The sequence below is a fragment of the Gemmobacter fulvus genome (genome assembly GCF_018798885.1).
GTDB classification, from domain to species: Bacteria; Pseudomonadota; Alphaproteobacteria; order Rhodobacterales; family Rhodobacteraceae; genus Gemmobacter; species Gemmobacter fulvus.
The window spans coordinates 1,096,970-1,114,566 of the sequence record NZ_CP076361.1; the positions used below are offsets into that span (position 1 = coordinate 1,096,970).

General features: G+C 65.0%; 19 protein-coding genes. 10 read left to right on the top strand and 9 right to left on the bottom strand.

The genetic code is table 11. The features are described 5' to 3' along the window. Nucleotides 1–47: 47 nt before the first annotated feature. The 4 genes from KM031_RS05400 to bcoG form a co-directional block, all read right to left on the bottom strand. Complete coding sequence (locus KM031_RS05400; RefSeq protein ID WP_215503512.1) at nucleotides 48–347, bottom strand: Rdx family protein; 300 nt, start codon at nucleotides 345–347, stop codon at nucleotides 48–50. Nucleotides 348–386: 39 nt separating this feature from the next. Continuing rightward, a complete protein-coding gene (locus tag KM031_RS05405; RefSeq protein ID WP_215503513.1) occupies nucleotides 387–1,550 on the bottom strand; it encodes an acyl-CoA dehydrogenase family protein in 1,164 nt (387 codons plus the stop codon). 1 nt (nucleotide 1,551) lies between these two features. Further along, nucleotides 1,552–3,015 carry a carnitine 3-dehydrogenase gene (locus KM031_RS05410; RefSeq protein ID WP_215503514.1) on the bottom strand — a complete coding sequence of 488 codons (1,464 nt, stop codon included), beginning with the start codon at nucleotides 3,013–3,015 and terminating at the stop codon, nucleotides 1,552–1,554. 112 nt (nucleotides 3,016–3,127) lie between these two features. Next, nucleotides 3,128–4,042 (bottom strand): 3-dehydrocarnitine:acetyl-CoA trimethylamine transferase BcoG, encoded by a 915-nt coding sequence (gene bcoG / locus KM031_RS05415; protein WP_215503515.1) that lies wholly within the window; start codon nucleotides 4,040–4,042, stop codon nucleotides 3,128–3,130. 72 nt (nucleotides 4,043–4,114) lie between these two features. Between bcoG and KM031_RS05420 the strand changes: the two genes are divergently transcribed. From KM031_RS05420 to KM031_RS05430, 3 genes are all read left to right on the top strand, one after another. Further along, nucleotides 4,115–5,086, top strand: a complete 972-nt coding sequence (locus tag KM031_RS05420; RefSeq protein WP_215503516.1) for a GlxA family transcriptional regulator — start codon at nucleotides 4,115–4,117, stop codon at nucleotides 5,084–5,086. Between the two features lie 184 nt (nucleotides 5,087–5,270). Further along, nucleotides 5,271–5,807 (top strand): hypothetical protein, encoded by a 537-nt coding sequence (locus KM031_RS05425; protein ID WP_215503517.1) that lies wholly within the window; start codon nucleotides 5,271–5,273, stop codon nucleotides 5,805–5,807. 53 nt (nucleotides 5,808–5,860) lie between these two features. Beyond that, nucleotides 5,861–6,496: a hypothetical protein gene (locus KM031_RS05430; RefSeq protein WP_215503518.1), complete on the top strand. Its 636-nt coding sequence runs from the start codon at nucleotides 5,861–5,863 to the stop codon at nucleotides 6,494–6,496. A gap of 3 nt (nucleotides 6,497–6,499) precedes the next feature. Here KM031_RS05430 and KM031_RS05435 read toward each other — a convergent pair whose 3' ends face one another. The 3 genes from KM031_RS05435 to KM031_RS05445 are packed head-to-tail and all read right to left on the bottom strand — an operon-like array spanning nucleotide 6,500 to nucleotide 8,888. Beyond that, nucleotides 6,500–7,144, bottom strand: coding sequence for a response regulator (locus KM031_RS05435; RefSeq protein WP_215503519.1), 645 nt, complete (start codon nucleotides 7,142–7,144; stop codon nucleotides 6,500–6,502). 14 nt (nucleotides 7,145–7,158) lie between these two features. Further along, a complete protein-coding gene (locus tag KM031_RS05440) occupies nucleotides 7,159–8,583 on the bottom strand; it encodes a sensor histidine kinase (RefSeq protein ID WP_215503520.1) in 1,425 nt (474 codons plus the stop codon). Nucleotides 8,584–8,642: 59 nt separating this feature from the next. After that, nucleotides 8,643–8,888: an accessory factor UbiK family protein gene (locus tag KM031_RS05445; protein ID WP_215503521.1), complete on the bottom strand. Its 246-nt coding sequence runs from the start codon at nucleotides 8,886–8,888 to the stop codon at nucleotides 8,643–8,645. Between the two features lie 147 nt (nucleotides 8,889–9,035). Here KM031_RS05445 and lgt point away from each other — a divergent pair, with 147 nt between their 5' ends. From lgt to KM031_RS05465, 4 genes are all read left to right on the top strand, one after another. Next, on the top strand, nucleotides 9,036–9,920 hold the full coding sequence (gene lgt / locus KM031_RS05450; RefSeq protein WP_215503522.1) for a prolipoprotein diacylglyceryl transferase: 885 nt from the start codon (nucleotides 9,036–9,038) through the stop codon (nucleotides 9,918–9,920). Continuing rightward, nucleotides 9,907–10,977 carry a class I SAM-dependent methyltransferase gene (locus tag KM031_RS05455; protein ID WP_215503523.1) on the top strand — a complete coding sequence of 357 codons (1,071 nt, stop codon included), beginning with the start codon at nucleotides 9,907–9,909 and terminating at the stop codon, nucleotides 10,975–10,977. Before lgt ends, KM031_RS05455 begins: the two co-directional genes overlap by 14 nt. A gap of 8 nt (nucleotides 10,978–10,985) precedes the next feature. Beyond that, nucleotides 10,986–11,741: a peptidoglycan editing factor PgeF gene (pgeF, locus tag KM031_RS05460; RefSeq protein WP_215503524.1), complete on the top strand. Its 756-nt coding sequence runs from the start codon at nucleotides 10,986–10,988 to the stop codon at nucleotides 11,739–11,741. A gap of 251 nt (nucleotides 11,742–11,992) precedes the next feature. Then, complete coding sequence (locus tag KM031_RS05465; protein WP_215503525.1) at nucleotides 11,993–12,136, top strand: hypothetical protein; 144 nt, start codon at nucleotides 11,993–11,995, stop codon at nucleotides 12,134–12,136. 427 nt (nucleotides 12,137–12,563) lie between these two features. On the opposite strand, the gene KM031_RS05470 is transcribed toward KM031_RS05465, so the two are convergent. After that, nucleotides 12,564–13,064 (bottom strand): Lrp/AsnC family transcriptional regulator, encoded by a 501-nt coding sequence (locus KM031_RS05470; protein ID WP_215503526.1) that lies wholly within the window; start codon nucleotides 13,062–13,064, stop codon nucleotides 12,564–12,566. 207 nt (nucleotides 13,065–13,271) lie between these two features. On the opposite strand from KM031_RS05470, the gene trxB reads away from it, so the two are divergent. The 3 genes from trxB to KM031_RS05485 all read left to right on the top strand — a co-directional run bounded on the left by trxB (nucleotide 13,272) and on the right by KM031_RS05485 (nucleotide 17,338). Next, nucleotides 13,272–14,210, top strand: coding sequence for a thioredoxin-disulfide reductase (gene trxB, locus KM031_RS05475; protein ID WP_215503527.1), 939 nt, complete (start codon nucleotides 13,272–13,274; stop codon nucleotides 14,208–14,210). 194 nt (nucleotides 14,211–14,404) lie between these two features. Next, nucleotides 14,405–16,111, top strand: coding sequence for a bifunctional sulfate adenylyltransferase/adenylylsulfate kinase (locus KM031_RS05480; RefSeq protein WP_215503528.1), 1,707 nt, complete (start codon nucleotides 14,405–14,407; stop codon nucleotides 16,109–16,111). A gap of 210 nt (nucleotides 16,112–16,321) precedes the next feature. Further along, nucleotides 16,322–17,338 (top strand): Hint domain-containing protein, encoded by a 1,017-nt coding sequence (locus KM031_RS05485; RefSeq protein WP_215503529.1) that lies wholly within the window; start codon nucleotides 16,322–16,324, stop codon nucleotides 17,336–17,338. 19 nt (nucleotides 17,339–17,357) lie between these two features. Here the strand turns inward: KM031_RS05485 and KM031_RS05490 are convergent, their stop codons facing one another. Further along, nucleotides 17,358–17,585, bottom strand: a complete 228-nt coding sequence (locus KM031_RS05490) for a DUF1150 family protein (protein ID WP_215503530.1) — start codon at nucleotides 17,583–17,585, stop codon at nucleotides 17,358–17,360. Between the last annotated feature and the right edge of the window lie 12 nt (nucleotides 17,586–17,597).

Below are 17,597 nucleotides of genomic sequence, written 5' to 3' on the forward strand. Positions count from 1 at the left end.
TCATCGGCTTTCGCGCTGATAAAAATACTCTCCCGCCGAAAGGGGTTTCAGGCGGGATCGGTGCTGCGGTCGATATGGCCCAGGTCACGCTCGGGCCAGACGTGATCGCGCACCATCTGTTTAAGCTGTTTCACATCTGGAAAGCCGCCCTGCGCCTTGCGGTCCCAGATAAGCGCGCCATCCAGCGTGATCTGGAAAATGCCACCCGTGCCGGGGATCAGCGTCACCGAGGCCAGATCCTGACCAAAGGTCGACAACAGCTCCTGTGCCATCCAGGCGCTGCGCAACAACCAGTTGCATTGGGTGCAATAGGTCAGCGTGATCACGGGGCGGCGGGGGTCTGTCATGGTCGGCTCCGGCTGTTCGGGGGGGATGCGGCTGCCGGATCAGCCACCGACCGCGCGCAAAAGCTCGCGGCTGATGATATGGCGCTGGATCTCGGATGTCCCCTCCCAGATCCGCTCCACCCGCGCATCGCGCCAGATCCGTTCCAGCGGCAGATCGTCCATCAGGCCCATGCCGCCGTGAATCTGGATCGCCTCATCCGCGACCATGGCCAGCATTTCGCTGGCCTTCAGCTTGGCCATGCTCATGTCGGCCTCGGTCACGCTGCCCTGATCGAACTTCCAGGCGGCCTCCCATGTCAACAGTTCTGCCGCTTTCAGCTCCATCGCCATATCGGCCAGTTTGAAGCTGACGCCCTGAAACTTGCCGATCTGCTGGCCGAACTGCTTGCGCTCTGCCGCATAGCCGATGGCATGACCCAAGGCACGGTCGGCCCGGCCAAGGCAGGTTGCGGCCACCTGCAACCGGGTCGCCCCCAGCCAGGTATTTGCCACCTCGAAGCCCTTGTGCGCCTCGCCCAGCATCTGGCTGGCGGGAATACGACATTCGTCAAACTCCAGCACCGCATTGGTATAGCCACGATGGCTGACATTGCGATAGCCGTCACGGACGCTGAAGCCCGGCGTGCCCTTGTCGACGAAAAACGCGGTGATCAGCTTTTTCTTGCCGCGCGGCGTGTCTTCCTCGCCGCTGGCCATGAAGACGATGGCGAAATCGGCAATATCGGCATGGCTGATGAAATGTTTGGTGCCATTCAGCACCCAATCGCCGCCCTCTTGCCGCGCGCTGGCCCGCATGCCGCGCAGGTCCGATCCGGCACCCGGTTCGGTCATCGCCAGACAATCCCATTTCTCGCCCCGGATGCAGGGAAACAGGTATTTCTCGCGCTGCTCTGCCGTGCCCGCCAGCAAGATATTCGAGGGCCGTGCCACGCAGGTCCAGTGCAGCGCATAATTCGCGCGGCCCAGCTCGCGCTCATACAGCAGCCAGGACAGGGTATCGAGCCCGGCCCCGCCCACCTCTTCGGGCATATTGGCCGCATAAAGCCCGGCCTCGATCGCCTTGGCCTGCACTTCGCGGATCAGGTCCATGCGCAGATGGCCGGTGCGCTCCACCTCGGCCTCATGCGGATAAAGCTCGTTCTCCACAAAAGACCGCGTGGTCTCCACGATCATCTTCTGTTCGTCGGTCAGCCCAAACTGCATCTCAGGATTTCCTTTGACCAACATGGCGGCCCACCGCTTCGGGGCGCGGCAGGGCCTTGTGCGCCTCGGCAATCGGCATCAGCTTGGCCAGAACCTCGGGTGCCGCCGGGCAGGATTTGCCGGCCTTCATGTCCACATGCAGCAGGATCTGCTCCACCGTCGCCACTGGGGCACCATCTTTCAGGATGCTCAGGAACAGATGCAGGCGCTTTTCATCCGCGCCCAGCACCTGCACCGTGCCGGTCAGCGCATCGCCCAGCTTTGCCTCGTCAAGGTGCATCACATGGCTTTCTGCGGTGTAATAGCTGTGACCGCCCGCCACATAATCCATATCCGCGCCGATCAGCCGCAGGAAATTGTCGCAGGTTTCCGACCCGGCAAACAGATAGCGGCTTTCGGTCATATGGCCGTTATAGTCGATCCAGCCGGGCAAAACGCGCAGATGCGCCATCACCAGCGGCGCGCCATCGCCGATCTTGCCCTCGGCATGCAGGGCCGCCTTGCGCTTGTCATCATGCGCCCGCAGCACCTTTCCGGCGCCCCAGTTGCGGTCCTTCAGGGCGCGCAGAAAACCGATCAGGTTGCTGTCGCGGATGCGCTCCAGCTCGCGGATGGTGTGATGCCCCGATTGCGCATCGGATTGCCCGGCGATGAGGTCAACAAGCCCGTCGTTGAATTCCGGCACATCGGTCAGCTTGGTCCACGGCCATTGCAGGCAGGGGCCGAACTGCGCCATGAAATGTTTCATGCCCGCCTCGCCGCCCGCCACGCGATAGGTTTCAAACAGGCCCATCTGGCCCCAGCGCAGGCCAAAGCCCATGCGGATCGCCTCGTCGATCTCCTCGGTCGTGGCGATGCCGTCCTTCACCAGCCACAGCGCTTCGCGCCAGACTGCCTCAAGGAAACGGTCCGCGATATGCGCGTCGATTTCCTTGCGCACATGCAGGGGGAACATGCCGATGTCGCGCAGGATGTCCTTTGCCCGCTCGACCGCTTCGGGCGGGTTTCGCGGCGAGGGCACAACCTCGGCCAGTGGCAGAAGATAGACCGGGTTGAACGGATGGGCCACAAAGATGCTGCCCGGATTGGCGGCACGCTCTTGCAGCTCGGATGGCTTGAAACCACTGGTGGACGAGCCGATCAGCACATTCGGGGCGGATTGTTGGATTTGTGCAAAGACCCGGTGTTTCAGTTCCAGCCGTTCCGAGACGGATTCCTGAACATAGTCAGCGCCTTCCACGGCTTCGGTGATGGTTCCGGCAAAACTCAGAACGCCCTCGGAAGGCATCGGAATGTCAGACAGGGCCGGAAGGCTGGCCCGGGCATTGGCCAGAACCTCGCTGATTTTCCGCTCGGCCTGCGGATCGGGGTCGAACACCGCCACATCCCACCCGTTCAGCAGGAACCGCGCCGCCCAGCCGCCGCCAATAACCCCGCCCCCGATGATCGCCGCTTTCCGTGCCATTCTCTCTCCTGTGGGGTCTGCGCCCCTCATCCTGCCCGTGCCGCAACAGGCGCCGGTGCATCAGTCTGCATGATTGCTGCCCCCGCCCCTTGTGCGGCGGGGGTCGGGCCGGTCACTTCGGCAGCGGCGCGCGTTTTTCCAGCTTCAGCTTGGCGCGCACTTCGGCCGGGGTCAGCACCCGCGCCCCCAGGTTCGAGATGATCGAGACCGCCCGCTCCACCAGCTGCGCATTGGTAGCCAGAACGCCCTTGTCGAGCCAGAGATTGTCTTCCAGCCCCACCCGCACATTGCCCCCTGCCAGCACGGCAGCGGCCACATAAGGCATCTGGTGGCGGCCAATGGCAAAGGCGCTCCAGAACCAGTCGGCGGGCACATTGTTGACCATCGCCATGAAGGTGTTCAGATCATCCGGCGCGCCCCATGGCACGCCCATGCACAGCTGCACCAGCGTCGGGGAGGGGATCACCCCTTCGCGCGCCAGTTCCTTGGCCAGCCACAGATGGCCGGTGTCAAAGGCCTCGATCTCGATCCGCACCCCGGCTGCGACCATGCGTTTTGCCATGTCGCGCAGCATGCCGGGCGTGTTGACCATCACATAATCGGCCTCGTTGAAATTCATCGTGCCGCAATCGAGCGTGCAGATTTCCGGGCGGCATTCCACCACATGCGCCACCCGCTCGGCGGCACCCGCCATGTCAGACCGGGGGCCCATGCGGCCCATATCCTCGGTGCCTTCAAAATAGATGTCGCCGCCCATGCCCGCCGTCAGGTTCAGCACCACATCGGTGGCGCTGTCGCGGATGCGTTCCGTCACCTCGCGATACAGCGCCGGGTCGCGGGCCGGTTTGCCGGTTTCGGGGTCGCGCACATGACAATGCACCACCGCCGCCCCCGCCTTGGCCGCCGCTATGGCGCTTTCGGCGATCTGCGCCGGGCTGCGCGGCACATGCGGGCTGCGGTCCTGCGTGCCGCCCGATCCGGTCACGGCACAGGTGATGAAAACTTCGCGGTTCATGGCCAAAGGCATCGGGCTACTCCTGTTCTTTGACGGCAGTTTAGCGGTCTTGCGCCGCCACGCTTTGCGATTTACGAAATGAACATGGCAAAATCCGCATCAATTTTCGCCCCCGCGCAGCAGCCGCTCAGCCTCGCCCTGCTGGTGCTGCCGCAGTGTTCGATCCTGGAGGTCGCCTCGACCCTCGATCCACTGCGCGCCGCCAACCGGCATCTGGGGACGGAGGCGTTTCGCTGGCGCGTGGTGTCGCCCGATGGTCAGGCGGTGCCGCTGACCTGCGGGATCGAGCTGCCCTCGTCCGGTCCGCTGGCCATGGCCGAAGGTGCGGATGTGCTGATCGTGATTGCGGGCTATCGCCAGTCCGAGGTGGCCACGGCGCGGCTGATCCGCGATCTGCGCCGCATCGCGCCGCGCTTTGCCGCGATTGGCGGCATTGATGCGGGCGGCTGGGTTCTGGCCCGCGCCGGTCTGCTGGATGGCCGCCGCGCCACGGTGCATTGGGAGGATCTGGAGGATTTTGCCGCCAGCCATCCGCAGATCGACGTGGTGGCGGATCGGTTCGTGCTGGCGGCCAACCGCTTTACTGCGGGTGGGGCCGCGCCTGCCGCCGATCTGATGCTGCACCTGATCCGCACCCGCCATGGGCCTGCGCTTGCCTTGCAGGTGGCGGCCAGTTTTCTGACCACGGCGCGCGACGGGGCCGAGCCGCAGATTGCCCCGCATGCCCCCGATCCCCGGCTTGACCCGCGCGTCGCGGCTGCCATCGCCCGGATGGAGGCGCGGCTCGACAGCCCCGAAACCACCGCGCAGACCGCCCGCGCGCTTGGCCTGTCGGCCCGCCGTCTGGAACAGCTGTTTGACGCGGCGCTGGGTCGCAGCCCCGCCGCCCATGCGCTGTCGCTGCGGCTTGCCGCCGCGCGCCGCCTGATCACCGATACCCGGCACCCGCTGGCCGAGATTGCGCTGCGCACCGGGTTTTCCAGTGCCGCCACGCTGAGCCGGGCGTTCCGCAACAGCTTTGGCACCCCGCCCAGCGCTTTGCGCAAGCGGCCCTGACCGTCTTTTCTGCCGCCCGCCCGACCTTGGTCCGATGAAATCACCGGCCTTTCGGCCTATGACCAGACGGCAAAGGGCGGATGCGGCGGCGCAGTGGTCTGACCCCGATGGGCCACAGGCGCGGCAGCAGGCAGAACGAGGGCATCCCGCCACGATGGCCGGGTGTCCAGATGGAGAGACTGACATGACCGGACAACGCTTTTCCGCCCTGCCGCGCCGCCTGCCGATGGTGGCCCTTGCCGCCCTGTTTGTGGCCATGCCGCTTGGCCTGCAGTTCAACCCCGCAACTGGCGGCCTGACGGTGACGGATTCCGTCGCCCATGCCCGGCGCGGCGCGGATGATACCCATATCGACGATCACGGCGGGCGCGGGCGCGGCCGTGACGACCGGGGCGGCCACCATGGCCGGGGCCATGATGACAGCCGCGACGATGACCATGACGACCACGGTCGCCGGGGCCACAGTGTCGATGACGACGGCGATGACGATCACCGGGGCCATGGCAAACGCCGGGGCGGGCGCGGCACCGGCACGCCGGGGGGCACGCCGACCGTGACCAAGGTCGAAAGCGCGGGCCGCAGCATCGAGGTCAGCTATTCCGATGGCAGCCGCGAAGAGATTGAGCATGGCCGCTATGAACGCAAGAATGCCGCGGGCCGCACGGTCGAGGAACGCCGCGCCACGGCGGCAGACCGCGCCCGCCTGTCGGCGCTGCGCTGACCCACGCGGCGCGCGCGACAGCCGCGCGCGCCCGTTTTGACAAAGGACCCGGGATGAAACGCCAGCTGTCTTGCCTTGTGATTGCGGCCCTGCTGCTCGCCACCGGCGTGCCGCAGCTGTTGCTGCCGGTCACGGCGGCACAGGGCATCGCCCATGCCCGGGGCGGCGGAGATGATGGCGACGACGGGGGGGACGACGACGGGGGCGGCGGTGACAATAGCGGCCGGGGCGGCGGGCACGATGACGATCACGACGAAGGCCGGGACGACGACCGGGATGATGACAATTCGGGCCGCGGTCGTGGCCGGGGGCGCGGCGGTTCGGATGGCAAGGCCGACAGCGGCGACCTGGCCGCCGAAGGGCTGCGGCGGATCTATGACGATGGCCGGGTGGAGCGGATCAGCGCCGGTCTTTATGAACGGCTGGACGCGCGCGGGCGCGTCACCGAACGCCGCCCCGCCACCACCGCCGACCGGCGCCGTCTGGCCGATCCGAAAGCCGCCAAAGGCATCACCAGCGTGATCGACATCGGCCAGAACCGCGTCACGATCACCGACCGCGCCGGCTGGCGTGAAACGCTGGACGGTCGCACCTATCAGTTGACCGATCCGCGCGGCAATCTGGTGACGCGCCGCCCGGCGACAGCCGATGATCTGGGCCGGTTTCGCGGCGCGCTGGATCTGCGCTGACACTCACCGCCGCAGGTGATCGCGCGCCAGAACCGCCGCCTCGACCCGGTTGCGTAGATGCAGCTTTTGCAGGATCGACGTCATGTAATGTTTCACCGTCTTTTCCTGCAGGTCGAGTGACAGCCCGATTTCCTTGTTGCTTTTGCCTTCGGCCACCAGCGCCAGAATATCCTCTTCGCGTTTGGACAGATCCTCCAGCGGGTTCGCGGGTTTGGCTTTTGCCCCGCCCCGCATCGCCGTCAGCAACCGGCTGGCCAGCAGCGGCGACACATAGGTCTGCCCGCGCGCCAGATCCTTCACCACCCCCACCAGATCGCGCGCGCTGACCCCCTTCAGGATATAGCCCAGCGCCCCGGCCTTCAGCGCCTGCATCACGATGTCATCCTCTTCCGAGGCGGTGAGCATCGCCACCTTCGGCGGCTCAGGCCAGTCCATCACCGCCCGCAGCGCCGCCAGACCACCGCCTTCGGGCATGGAAATATCCAGCAGCAGCACATCGGGGCGCAGCCGCGCCGCCAGTTCCACCGCCGCCTTCGCATCCTGCGCCTGCCCCACAACCAGCAGTCCCGGATCCTCCGACAGGCTGCGCGCCACTCCGTCCCGATAAAGCGGGTGGTCATCCGCAATCACGATCCGCAGCTGTTCCATCGTCTCTGCCCTTTTCATCCCCGCACGGTCGTCAGGACCATGCGCACCTCTGCCCCGCCTTCGGGCCGGTTAATCGTCTCGAAACTGCCGCCCAGCGCCTCGACCCGGTCGCGCAATCCGGCGAGGCCAAGGCCGGAGCCACCCCCATCGGGTTCCGCCCCTGTTTCGGCCTTGGCGGGCGCGAAGCCCGGCCCGCTGTCCAGCACGCGCAGCACCAGCGCACCGGCTTCGGTACCCAGCCGCACTTGCTGGCCCTGCCCCTGCGCATGGCGCCAGGCATTGTTCAGCCCTTCCTGCACAAAGCGGTAAAGGCAGGTTTTCACCGGCGCGGCCAGCGGTGGCAGGCTGTCGGCATCACAGGTCACCGCAACCTCGGTGCCGGTGCGGGCGCGATGCGCCTCGGCCAGCCCCGCCACGATGTCACAGGGATTGCGCGCCGCAATATCGGGCAGCGACACCCCGCGCGAGATGGCCCGGATTTCGCGGATCGCATCGCTGACCGCCCCGGCGACCTCGGTCAGTTCGGCCTGCCGCACCGCGGCCACCGCCGGGCGCAGGCCATCCAGACGCAGCGCGGCAAAGCCCAGAAGCTGCGCCGGGCCATCATGCAGATCGGCCCCGACCTGCCGCAGCGCCTGATCGTGCATCTCTGCCGAGCGCGCCGCAGCCCCCTGCACCCTGAGCCGCAAAGCCATGTTGTGTCGCGACAGATCCGACAGATCGCGCAACTGCCGCTGCATGGCCGCCCGCTGGCTTTCTATGGTGCGGCTACCCTTCAGCACGATGCCCCACAGCACCGCGCCAATCGCCAGCAGCACCGCCGCGACCGTGGCCCAACTGCGCCGCTTGGCCTCCCACAGATCGGCCTCCAGCCCCGTGGCCAGCTCATAGAACTCCACCACGCCGATGATCCGGCCCGACCACACTTCGCGGATCGGGCTGTAGATTTCCAGCAAGGGCACACCCAAGGCGGCTTCGGCGGCATTCTCGGCCTCGTGCAGATCGGCAAAGCTGGCGGCAACTTCGCCCTTCCACGCCCGTGCCAGATCACCATCCACCGCAAAGCGCCGCCCCAGCAGGCTGTGGTCCGAGGCATCGACGACCAGCCCGCCATCCTTCCAGATCTTGTAGGATTTGACCCGCGCGCCCAGCGCGGTCGAGGTGAACACCTCGTCCAGCGCCTTGTGCGCCAGCGGCGACAGATCATCCGATGCAGCAAGATCCTGGCTCAGCGGCGATATGAAACTTTCCATATAAAGCGCTGTCGCATTGGCCCAGTTGCGCACCACAACCTGCTCGATCCGCGCGGCCATCCATTGCCCGGTGATCAGCATGGCGACCAGCATGACAATGCCGCCCGCCACGGCGAATTGCGTGGCAAGCGACCAATCGGTCCAGCGTGATCTGTGCGGCAGATGCCGTGAAACCCAATGCCTCATGCCCCGGTTCTACCCGCCTGCGCTGCCTGCGCAAACGGGCCAAGGTCTGATGGCCGGGTTTATTTCAGCTTTTCTTCCAGCGCGGCAATGCGCGCCTCAAGGGCGATGTTTTCTTCGCGCGCCTTCACCGCCATGGCGCGGACGGCATCAAACTCTTCGCGCGTCACGAAATCGCGCTCGGCCATCCAGCGGTCGATGAAGCCTTTCATCGCGGTTTCCGCCTCGGTCTTGGCCCCCTGTGCGACGCCCATGGCATTGGTCATCAACTGCGACATATCGTCGAAAAACTTGTTGCGCGTCTGCATGGGCACGGCCTCCTGTCACCTGTGCCCTATATGAGGTCTGCAACGGCGGCCTGCAAGATCCGCAGGATGTGAACAGGCGGTCCGGTTGACAATGCCGCAGCCGCACCGGACAAGCGAGGGGCCGGACGCCCCCATGAGCTGCACCCCATGAGCTACATCCCCTTCCCGAACCTCTCGCCCGAACTGTTTTCCATCGACCTGTTCGGCGTGACCTTCGCCCTGCGCTGGTATGCGCTGGCCTATATCGCCGGCCTGCTGATCGGCTGGCGTCTGGTGCTGCGGGCGATCCGATCACCTGCGCTGTGGCGTGCGGGGCAGGCCCCGCTGAACGCCGAACAGCTTGACCGGCTGCTGACCTGGATCATTGTCGGCGTCGTGCTGGGCGGGCGGCTCGGCTATGCGTTTTTCTACAATGCCAGCTATTATATGGCGCATCCGGCGCAGATCCTGAAGGTGTGGGAAGGCGGCATGTCCTTCCATGGCGGGTTTCTGGGGGTTGTGGTGGCAACGCTGATCTTCTGCCGCCGCGAAAAGATCGCGCTGCTACCCATGGCCGATCTCTTGGCACTGGCCACGCCGCCCGGCCTGCTGCTGGGCCGCATCGCCAATTTCATCAATGCCGAACTCTGGGGCCGCGCCACCACGATGCCCTGGGGCGTGGCTTTCCCCGGCGAGGCGGCGCAGGCCTGTGCCACTGCCACCCTGCCCTGCATCCGCCATCCGAGCCAGTTGTACGAAGCCGGGCTGGAGGGGCTGCTGCTGGGGGCGCTGCTGCTCTGGCTCGCGTTCCGCAGCCCCGCCTTCAAGGCTCCGGGCCGCATCGCCGGTGTGTTCTTTGCCGGATATGGCCTGTCGCGCTTTGTCGTTGAGTTCATGCGCCAGCCCGATGCGCAATTCATCAGCCCCGGCAATCCTTTGGGCCTTGCGCTGCACCTGAACGGCTATGGCCTGACCATGGGGCAGATCCTGTCGCTGCCGATGATCGTGCTGGGGCTGGTGTTCCTGCTGCGGGCGCGCCGTGACCCCGCTTGAAGATCTGCTGATCCGGCGGATCGCGCTCAGCGGTCCGATCACGCTGGCCGACTATATGGCCGAATGTCTGCTGCACCCCGAGCATGGCTATTACACCACCGGCACGCCCTTTGGCGCGGCGGGCGATTTTACCACCGCGCCGGAAATCTCGCAGATGTTCGGGGAGTTGCTAGGGCTGTGCCTTGCGCAATACTGGCTGGATCTGGGTTGCCCCGCGCCGTTCACGCTGGCCGAGATCGGCCCCGGGCGCGGCACGCTGATGGCCGATCTTCTGCGCGCCACCCGCGCCGTGTCGGGCTTTCATCAGGCGGCGCGCATCACCCTGATCGAGGCCTCGCCCAGGCTGCGGGATCAGCAGCGCAGCACCTTGGCCGGGTATCAGGTTGAATGGCTGGGCGATATTGGCGGCCTGCCCGATACGCCGCTGTTCCTGATCGCCAACGAGTTTTTTGATGCCCTGCCGATCCGCCAGTTTTGCCGCGATGCAGCGGGCTGGCGCGAAACCGTGGTCACGGTGCAGGATGGCCGCCTTGGCTTTGCCCGCTCTGACGCCGCGCCGATTGCGGCGCTGGATCACCGGCTGGACGACACGACAGCGGGCGAGATTGTGGAACTTTGCCCCGCCGCTGCCCCGATTGTGGCCGAAGCTGCCCGGCGCATCGCCCGCCATGGCGGGGCGGCGCTGATCCTCGATTATGGCGGCTGGCAATCGCGCGGCGATACGGTGCAGGCACTACGCGCGCATCAGTTCGTGTCGCCGCTGGCCGAACCGGGGCTGGCCGATCTGACCGCGCATGTGGATTTTGCCGCGCTCGCCACCGCCGCCCATCCCTGTGCCACCGCCTTCATCCCGCAGGGCACGCTGTTGCTGCGCCTTGGCATTGCGCAGCGCAGTGCCGCGCTTGCCCGCAATCTGCACGGCGCGGCGCTGGAAAACCACCTTGCCGCAACTCGCCGCTTGACCGACCCCGCCGAAATGGGAACGCTGTTTAAAGCCCTTGCGCTGCACCCCCCCGGCACACCCGCGCCGCCGGGGTTTGCGCCGGGCCAGACCTGAGGACCGGAATGCTCGAAATCATCACCTCCGACGCGCTCGCCCCGGTGCGGCATGGCTTTTTCACCCGCAAGGGCGGGGCCTCCTCGGGCATTTTTGCCGGATTGAACTGCGGCACCGGCTCGTCGGATCTGTCCGAGGTGGTGGCGATCAACCGGGCCCGGGTGGCGCAGGCCATGGGCGCCGCCCCCGAGGCGCTGGTGACGGTGCATCAGGTGCATTCCGCCGATGTGCTGACCGTGACCGCCCCGCATACAGGGGCCCCGCCGCAGGCCGATGCCATGGTGACGGCAACACCGGGGCTGGTGCTGGGCGTGCTGACCGCCGATTGTCAGCCGGTGCTGTTTTCCGACCCCGAGGCGCAGGTGATCGGTGCCGCCCATGCTGGCTGGCGCGGGGCGAAGGAAGGGATCCTTGAGGCGGTGCTGACCGCGATGGAGCGGCTGGGCGCGGCCCGCGCGCGCATTTCCGCCGTGATCGGTCCGACGATTTCGCAGGCCTCCTATGAGGTTGGCCCCGAATTCGTAGAGGCTTTTCTGGATGATGACCGCGACAGCGCGCGGTTCTTCGCGCAAGGCACCGGCGACCGGGCGCTGTTCGATCTGCCCGGCTATGCGCTGTGGCGGCTGCGCGCCGCAGGCGTCGGCCATGCCGAATGGACGCGCCATTGCACCTATCGCGACCCGGCCCGCTTTTATTCGTTCCGTCGCACCACCCATCACGGTGAAGCCGATTACGGGCGACTCATCTCCTGCATCCGGCTGTAAGGATCGCGCGGCCACAGGTGATTGCGGCAAAGGCTCGCCAAGGTCTTGCCGCAATCCGCGAAACAGTTGCGACCCTTGCGCAGAATTGTGCCGCAAAACAGGTCAAATCCACGCATCTTGCCGCCTCCGGCACAAGCTTCGGCAAAACCCGATTTGCCACAATCGCGGTCAAAACCCTGCCGCAATGACAGGGCAATCTGCACCCAAGGCCAAAGAGGCCATGAGCAGCCCAGACCACGAAGGAACCCGACATGAAAAAAGAACGCCGCTGGTTGAAATCCGTCCTCGCCGCCTCGGAAACCGTCGAGGTCCGCCTGCCCTGGCAGCGCAGTGCCCGCAGCAAACCCGAAGCCGTCACGTCGCAGGCCGCCCCGAAGGCGCTGGCCGCGCGCTGATCCTTCCTGCCTCAGATACTCCAAGACGGGCCGCGCCATGCAGAGGGCGCGGCCTTTTTCATGGCGATTCGCCCGATTCCGCCCCGACAGGGGAAAATGTTGCGGCTTTTCCCCCATGATCTTCGGTCATCGTGGAAACAATCGGCCATGGTCCTGCCCGACTGCCCGCGCTGCCGCCACAAAGATGATTAAACTTTGACAGGGCGCCGCAGAAGCGCCATCTTCTGCCTTACAGATGTCCTTCTGTAAACGGACGGCAGGCGCGGTAAGACCAAAGCCCCTTTGGCGCCCCTTCGTCCCCCGGTCCGCAAAAGCCGGGTAGGTTGTGAAGCTCAGTGCGGGCGGCCCGCTGCGAACCTCTGCGCAGCACTATGGGCCGCCTGTATTGCTTTTTGCACAGGACGGCCACAATTTTCGGAAAACCGGATCAGGCGTTGCGGGTCAGCCGCGCTTCCAGCACGTCGAACGGCAGGCCGGGTTCATCCTTGGCGCAACGGATCACGAGGCTGGTTTTCACACTCGCCACATTGTCTGCCGCCGTCAGCTCTGCCGTCAGGAAACTCTGGAACGTCGACAGATCGGGGGCGACGCATTTCAGGATGAAGTCGATCTCGCCATTCAGCATATGACATTCGCGCACCAGCGGCCAGGCGCGGCAGCGTTTCTCGAAGGCGCTCAGATCCGACTCGGCCTGGCTTTGCAGCCGCACCATGGCAAAGACCTGCACTTCAAAGCCCAGTTCCCGCGCGTCGATATCGGCGTGATAGCCGCGGATATAACCCGCCTCCTCCAACGTGCGCACCCGGCGCAGGCAAGGTGGCGCGGAAATGCCCACCCTTTTGGCAAGCTCCACATTGGTCATGCGGCCATCGGCCTGCAATTCCGCAAGAATGTGACGGTCGATGGGGTCCAGCTTGGAACCGGCCATTGCGTGAATTCCTTTCTCGCGCCCCTGCCTGTGGCAGCAAAGGCGTCTTCTTCGCGCGGACATTAGGATTTTGCCGCCCGTAGCGCAATATTCTTTCGTGAGATGCCGGGTTTTCGTCAGGGGATCCGGCTCACAGCGCGGTGAACAGGGGTTTGCGCCGCCCTGCGCTGCCGCCTATATGGAGCGGACATCGCATATGAGGGCAATATGAGCGACGCGCGCCACACCAAGGTTCTGATCATCGGCTCCGGCCCGGCGGGGTATACCGCCGCCGTCTATGCCGCGCGCGCCATGCTGGAGCCGATCCTGGTGCAGGGGATGCAGCCGGGCGGCCAGCTGACCATCACCACCGAGGTCGAAAACTGGCCCGGCGATACCCATGTGCAGGGCCCCGATCTGATGGTGCGGATGGAAAGCCATGCGCAGGCCATGGGGGCCGAGGTCATCGGGGATTATATCCTGAGCCTGGACCTGCAATCGCGCCCCTTCATCGCCAAGGGCGATTCCGGCACCACCTATACGGCCGATGCCGTGATCCTTGCCACCGGCGCGCAGGCGAAATGGCTGGGCCTGCCCTCGGAAGAAAAGTTCAAGGGCTTTGGCGTCTCGGCCTGTGCCACCTGTGACGGCTTTTTCTATCGCGGCAAAGAGGTGGTGGTGATCGGCGGCGGCAATACCGCTGTGGAAGAAGCGCTGTTCCTGACCAATTTCGCCACCAAGGTCACGCTGATCCACCGCCGCGATACGCTGCGCGCCGAAAAGATCCTGCAGGACCGGCTGTTCAAGCACCCCAAGGTCGAACTGCTGTGGCACCATGAGGTGACCGAGGTTCTGGGCACCGAAGCCCCGCTTGGCGTGACCGCCGTGCGCGCGCGCAATGTGCAGACCGGCGAGACGACCGATGTGCCCTGCGCCGGGTTCTTTGTGGCCATCGGCCATGCCCCGGCCTCGGAACTGGTGAAAGACCAGCTGCCGCTGCACAATGGCGGCTATGTGCAGGTTGAGGCAGGCTCGACCCGCACCGCCATTCCGGGCGTGTTTGCGGCGGGCGATCTGACCGACCATGTGTATCGGCAGGCGATCACCTCTGCGGGTATGGGCTGTATGGCCGCCCTTGATGCCGAACGCTGGCTGGCCGGTCATTAAGCCCGCCGGAACCACGTTCCACCGCCAGCCCTTGCGGCAAAACGCTGTTCCGGGCTGGCGGAATTTCGCGCCATTTTAGCACTATTGCCTCAAAAACCGTCAAGCCAGCTTGAATTTCAACCCGTCACCGGGCTAAACGCCCGGCGCAAGGGCCGCTGACTGCGCAGGCCCTATTCAACCGAAAGCGAAACCCGATGACCCTTTCCAACCACGCCCCGATCCCAGAGCTTTATGTCTCTGCCGATGCGGCCCTGACGCTGAAACATGATGCGGGCAATCTGCCCTCCTGGGATCTGACGCCGCGTCAGATGTGCGACCTTGAATTGCTGATGAATGGTGGTTTCCACCCGCTGAAGGGGTTCCAGTCGGAAGCCGATTACAACGGCGTTGTTGAAAATATGCGCACCGCAGATGGCGCATTGTGGCCAATGCCGATCACGCTGGACGTATCGGAGGCCTTTGCCGACAAGCTTGAGCCCGGTCAGGACATTGCGCTGCGCGATGCCGAAGGCGTCATCCTTGCCATCCTGTCGGTCACCGACAAGTGGATCCCGAACAAGTCGCGCGAAGCCGAAAAGGTGTTCGGCGCTGACGATCTGGCGCATCCTGCGGTGAACTACCTGCACAATGTGGCGGGCAAGGTTTATCTGGGCGGCCCGGTGAAGGGCCTGCAAGCGCCCGTGCACTATGATTTCAAATCGCGCCGCGACACGCCGAATGAATTGCGCGCCCTGTTCCGCAAGCTGAACTGGGCCAAGGTCGTGGCCTTCCAGACCCGCAACCCGCTGCACCGCGCGCACCAGGAGCTGACGTTCCGCGCCGCGAAAGAGGCACAGGCCAACCTGCTGATCCATCCGGTTGTCGGCATGACCAAGCCGGGCGATGTGGACCACTTCACCCGCGTGCGCTGCTATGAGGCGGTACTGGACAAATATCCGCAATCGACCACCACCATGTCGCTGCTCAATCTGGCGATGCGCATGGCCGGCCCGCGCGAAGCGGTGTGGCACGGGCTGATCCGCCGCAACCATGGCGTCACCCATTTCATCGTCGGTCGCGACCACGCCGGCCCCGGCAAGAACAGCCAGGGCAAGGATTTCTACGGCCCCTATGACGCGCAGACCCTGTTCAAGGAACATGAGGCCGAAATCGGCGTGACCATGGTCGACTTCAAGCACATGGTCTATGTGCAGGAAAAGGCTCAGTATTACCCGGCGAACGAAGTGCCGGAAGGCACGACCGTTCTGGATATTTCGGGCACCGAACTGCGCCGCCGCCTGCGCGAAGGCATCGACATCCCGGAATGGTTCTCGTTCCCCGAAGTGGTGGCGCAACTGCGCAAAACCTCGCCCGCGCGGGACAAGCAGGGGTTCACCGTGTTCTTCACCGGCCTGTCCGGTTCGGGCAAATCCACCATCGCCAATGCGTTGATGGTCAAGCTGATGGAAATGGGCGGCCGCCCGGTGACGCTGCTGGACGGCGATGTGGTGCGCAAGCATCTGTCGTCGGAGCTCGGCTTCTCCAAGGAACACCGCGACATCAACATCAAGCGCATCGGCTATGTGGCGTCGGAGATCACCAAGAATGGCGGTATCGCCATCTGTGCCCCGATCGCGCCCTATACCGCGACCCGCCGCGCCGTGCGCGACATGGTGGAATCCTACGGTGCCTTCCTTGAGGTGCATGTGGCGACCAGCGTCGAAGAATGTGAACGCCGCGACCGCAAGGGGCTCTACAAGCTGGCCCGTGAAGGCAAGATCAAAGAGTTCACCGGCATTTCCGACCCCTATGAAATGCCGGAAACGCCCGAACTGCGCGTGGAAACCGAAGGCACCGATGTGGACAGCTGCGCCCATCAGGTGATCCTGAAACTGGAATCGATGGGCCTGATCAAAGCCTGATCCTGATTTCGCACAGATTCAAAGGGGCGCCTGTTTCGGGCGCCCCTTTTGCATGGCGACCTAAGGCGGCTCAGCCGCGAACAATCCCCCGCCAGAGCCGGGCTTGTCGCCAAATCACCCACAATCCCCCGTATCTCTGCCGCATTCCCACGCCATACCACCGGCCAACACGGACACCGCGCCCTGCGGCCCGGAGGATGGAGGGGAAAGATGGCAGATATCGCGTCTTGGGCCTGGACCGGCACCGGCACCTGGCCCAGCTTCAGCGTCTCGAACCAGAACAATGGCCGCGCCCTTGGCAATGGCCTGAACATCTCGCCGGGCAATTACACGTCGATCCTGTGGCGTGATGCCAATAACAACGGGGTCATCGCCGATAATGACAGCGATGACGGCAGCGGCTCGGGCACCGACCGCGTGGTGGTGAATGGCGTGGTGAAACGCGTCCATGAAACCGCGACCTACAACAACTCGCCCTTCACGGTGCGGGGCGTGAGCTATACCGCACCCATAGATGTGTGGATCTTTACCGACGGCACCTACATGGTGCGGCTGCGCGATGTGAACATCCCCGCCGCCCATTGGAAAAAGGTGACGGCGATCAGGCTGGGCACCTGGGATGGCGCCGAATATTCCGGCTCCAACATCGCCACGCGCGACAATCCCTTTGTCTGTTTCACCGCTGGCACCTGTGTCGAAACCCCTGACGGCCCCCGCCCGGTCGAAGGTCTGCGCGCCGGGGATCTGGTCTTGACGCTGGACCATGGCCCACAACCGTTGCTCTGGAGCGGAAAACGGCTTGTGCGCGGCACCGGCGCTGCCGCCCCGGTGCTGTTCCAGCCGGGTGCCCTGGGCAACAGCGATGCGGTGCGGGTGTCACCGCATCATCGGGTGCTGCTGACCGGCTGGAAGGCCGAACTGTTCGCGGGCACGTCCGAGGTTCTGGTGACGGCGCATCACCTTGTGGATGGCAAAACCATCCTCCGGGATCCCTGCGATCTGGTGCTTTATGTGCATCTGCTGTTCATGCGGCACGAGCTGCTCGACACAGCGGGCCTGCTCAGCGAAAGCTTCCATCCGACGCGCTATGCGCTGGATCAGCTGGCAGATCAGGAACGGCAGGATCTGCTGACGCGGATCCCGCAACTGGCACAGGATCCGCGCCACTATGGTGCAACGGCGCGGCGCTGCGTCACCAGTTGGGAAGCCCGCGCCATCGCCGCCTGATCGCCTCGGGCGCCTGCCCTCAGTGCGCGTTCACCGGGGCCAGATCATTCTGCCGCGCCAGCGCAAAGGCCAGATTGCGGTCGCGCACCAGCGCCAGCCGCTCGCCATCCGGGCGATGCACGGCATACAGCGTCTCGATGCCTTCGGCCTGATTGCGGATCTCTTCCGGCAGATCTGCCACCGCAACGGGCCGCACATAGACAATCTGCGCAGCGCCATCGGGCAGGGCGTCAAATTTCACATCCATGACCTTGATCCT

Excerpts from the sequence above, each read along its gene's own strand:
- KM031_RS05480 (WP_215503528.1), top strand. The coding sequence starts at position 14,405 with ATGACCCTTTCCAACCACGCCCCGATCCCAGAGCTTTATGTCTCTGCC.
- KM031_RS05400 (WP_215503512.1), bottom strand. The coding sequence starts at position 347 with ATGACAGACCCCCGCCGCCCCGTGATCACGCTGACCTATTGCACCCAA.
- KM031_RS05485 (WP_215503529.1), top strand. The coding sequence starts at position 16,322 with ATGGCAGATATCGCGTCTTGGGCCTGGACCGGCACCGGCACCTGGCCC.
- KM031_RS05410 (WP_215503514.1), bottom strand. The coding sequence starts at position 3,015 with ATGGCACGGAAAGCGGCGATCATCGGGGGCGGGGTTATTGGCGGCGGC.
- KM031_RS05440 (WP_215503520.1), bottom strand. The coding sequence starts at position 8,583 with ATGAGGCATTGGGTTTCACGGCATCTGCCGCACAGATCACGCTGGACC.
- lgt (WP_215503522.1), top strand. The coding sequence starts at position 9,036 with ATGAGCTACATCCCCTTCCCGAACCTCTCGCCCGAACTGTTTTCCATC.
- trxB (WP_215503527.1), top strand. The coding sequence starts at position 13,272 with ATGAGCGACGCGCGCCACACCAAGGTTCTGATCATCGGCTCCGGCCCG.
- pgeF (WP_215503524.1), top strand. The coding sequence starts at position 10,986 with ATGCTCGAAATCATCACCTCCGACGCGCTCGCCCCGGTGCGGCATGGC.
- KM031_RS05420 (WP_215503516.1), top strand. The coding sequence starts at position 4,115 with ATGGCAAAATCCGCATCAATTTTCGCCCCCGCGCAGCAGCCGCTCAGC.
- bcoG (WP_215503515.1), bottom strand. The coding sequence starts at position 4,042 with ATGCCTTTGGCCATGAACCGCGAAGTTTTCATCACCTGTGCCGTGACC.
- KM031_RS05425 (WP_215503517.1), top strand. The coding sequence starts at position 5,271 with ATGACCGGACAACGCTTTTCCGCCCTGCCGCGCCGCCTGCCGATGGTG.
- KM031_RS05430 (WP_215503518.1), top strand. The coding sequence starts at position 5,861 with ATGAAACGCCAGCTGTCTTGCCTTGTGATTGCGGCCCTGCTGCTCGCC.
- KM031_RS05490 (WP_215503530.1), bottom strand. The coding sequence starts at position 17,585 with ATGGATGTGAAATTTGACGCCCTGCCCGATGGCGCTGCGCAGATTGTC.
- KM031_RS05445 (WP_215503521.1), bottom strand. The coding sequence starts at position 8,888 with ATGCAGACGCGCAACAAGTTTTTCGACGATATGTCGCAGTTGATGACC.
- KM031_RS05470 (WP_215503526.1), bottom strand. The coding sequence starts at position 13,064 with ATGGCCGGTTCCAAGCTGGACCCCATCGACCGTCACATTCTTGCGGAA.
- KM031_RS05465 (WP_215503525.1), top strand. The coding sequence starts at position 11,993 with ATGAAAAAAGAACGCCGCTGGTTGAAATCCGTCCTCGCCGCCTCGGAA.
- KM031_RS05435 (WP_215503519.1), bottom strand. The coding sequence starts at position 7,144 with ATGGAACAGCTGCGGATCGTGATTGCGGATGACCACCCGCTTTATCGG.
- KM031_RS05405 (WP_215503513.1), bottom strand. The coding sequence starts at position 1,550 with ATGCAGTTTGGGCTGACCGACGAACAGAAGATGATCGTGGAGACCACG.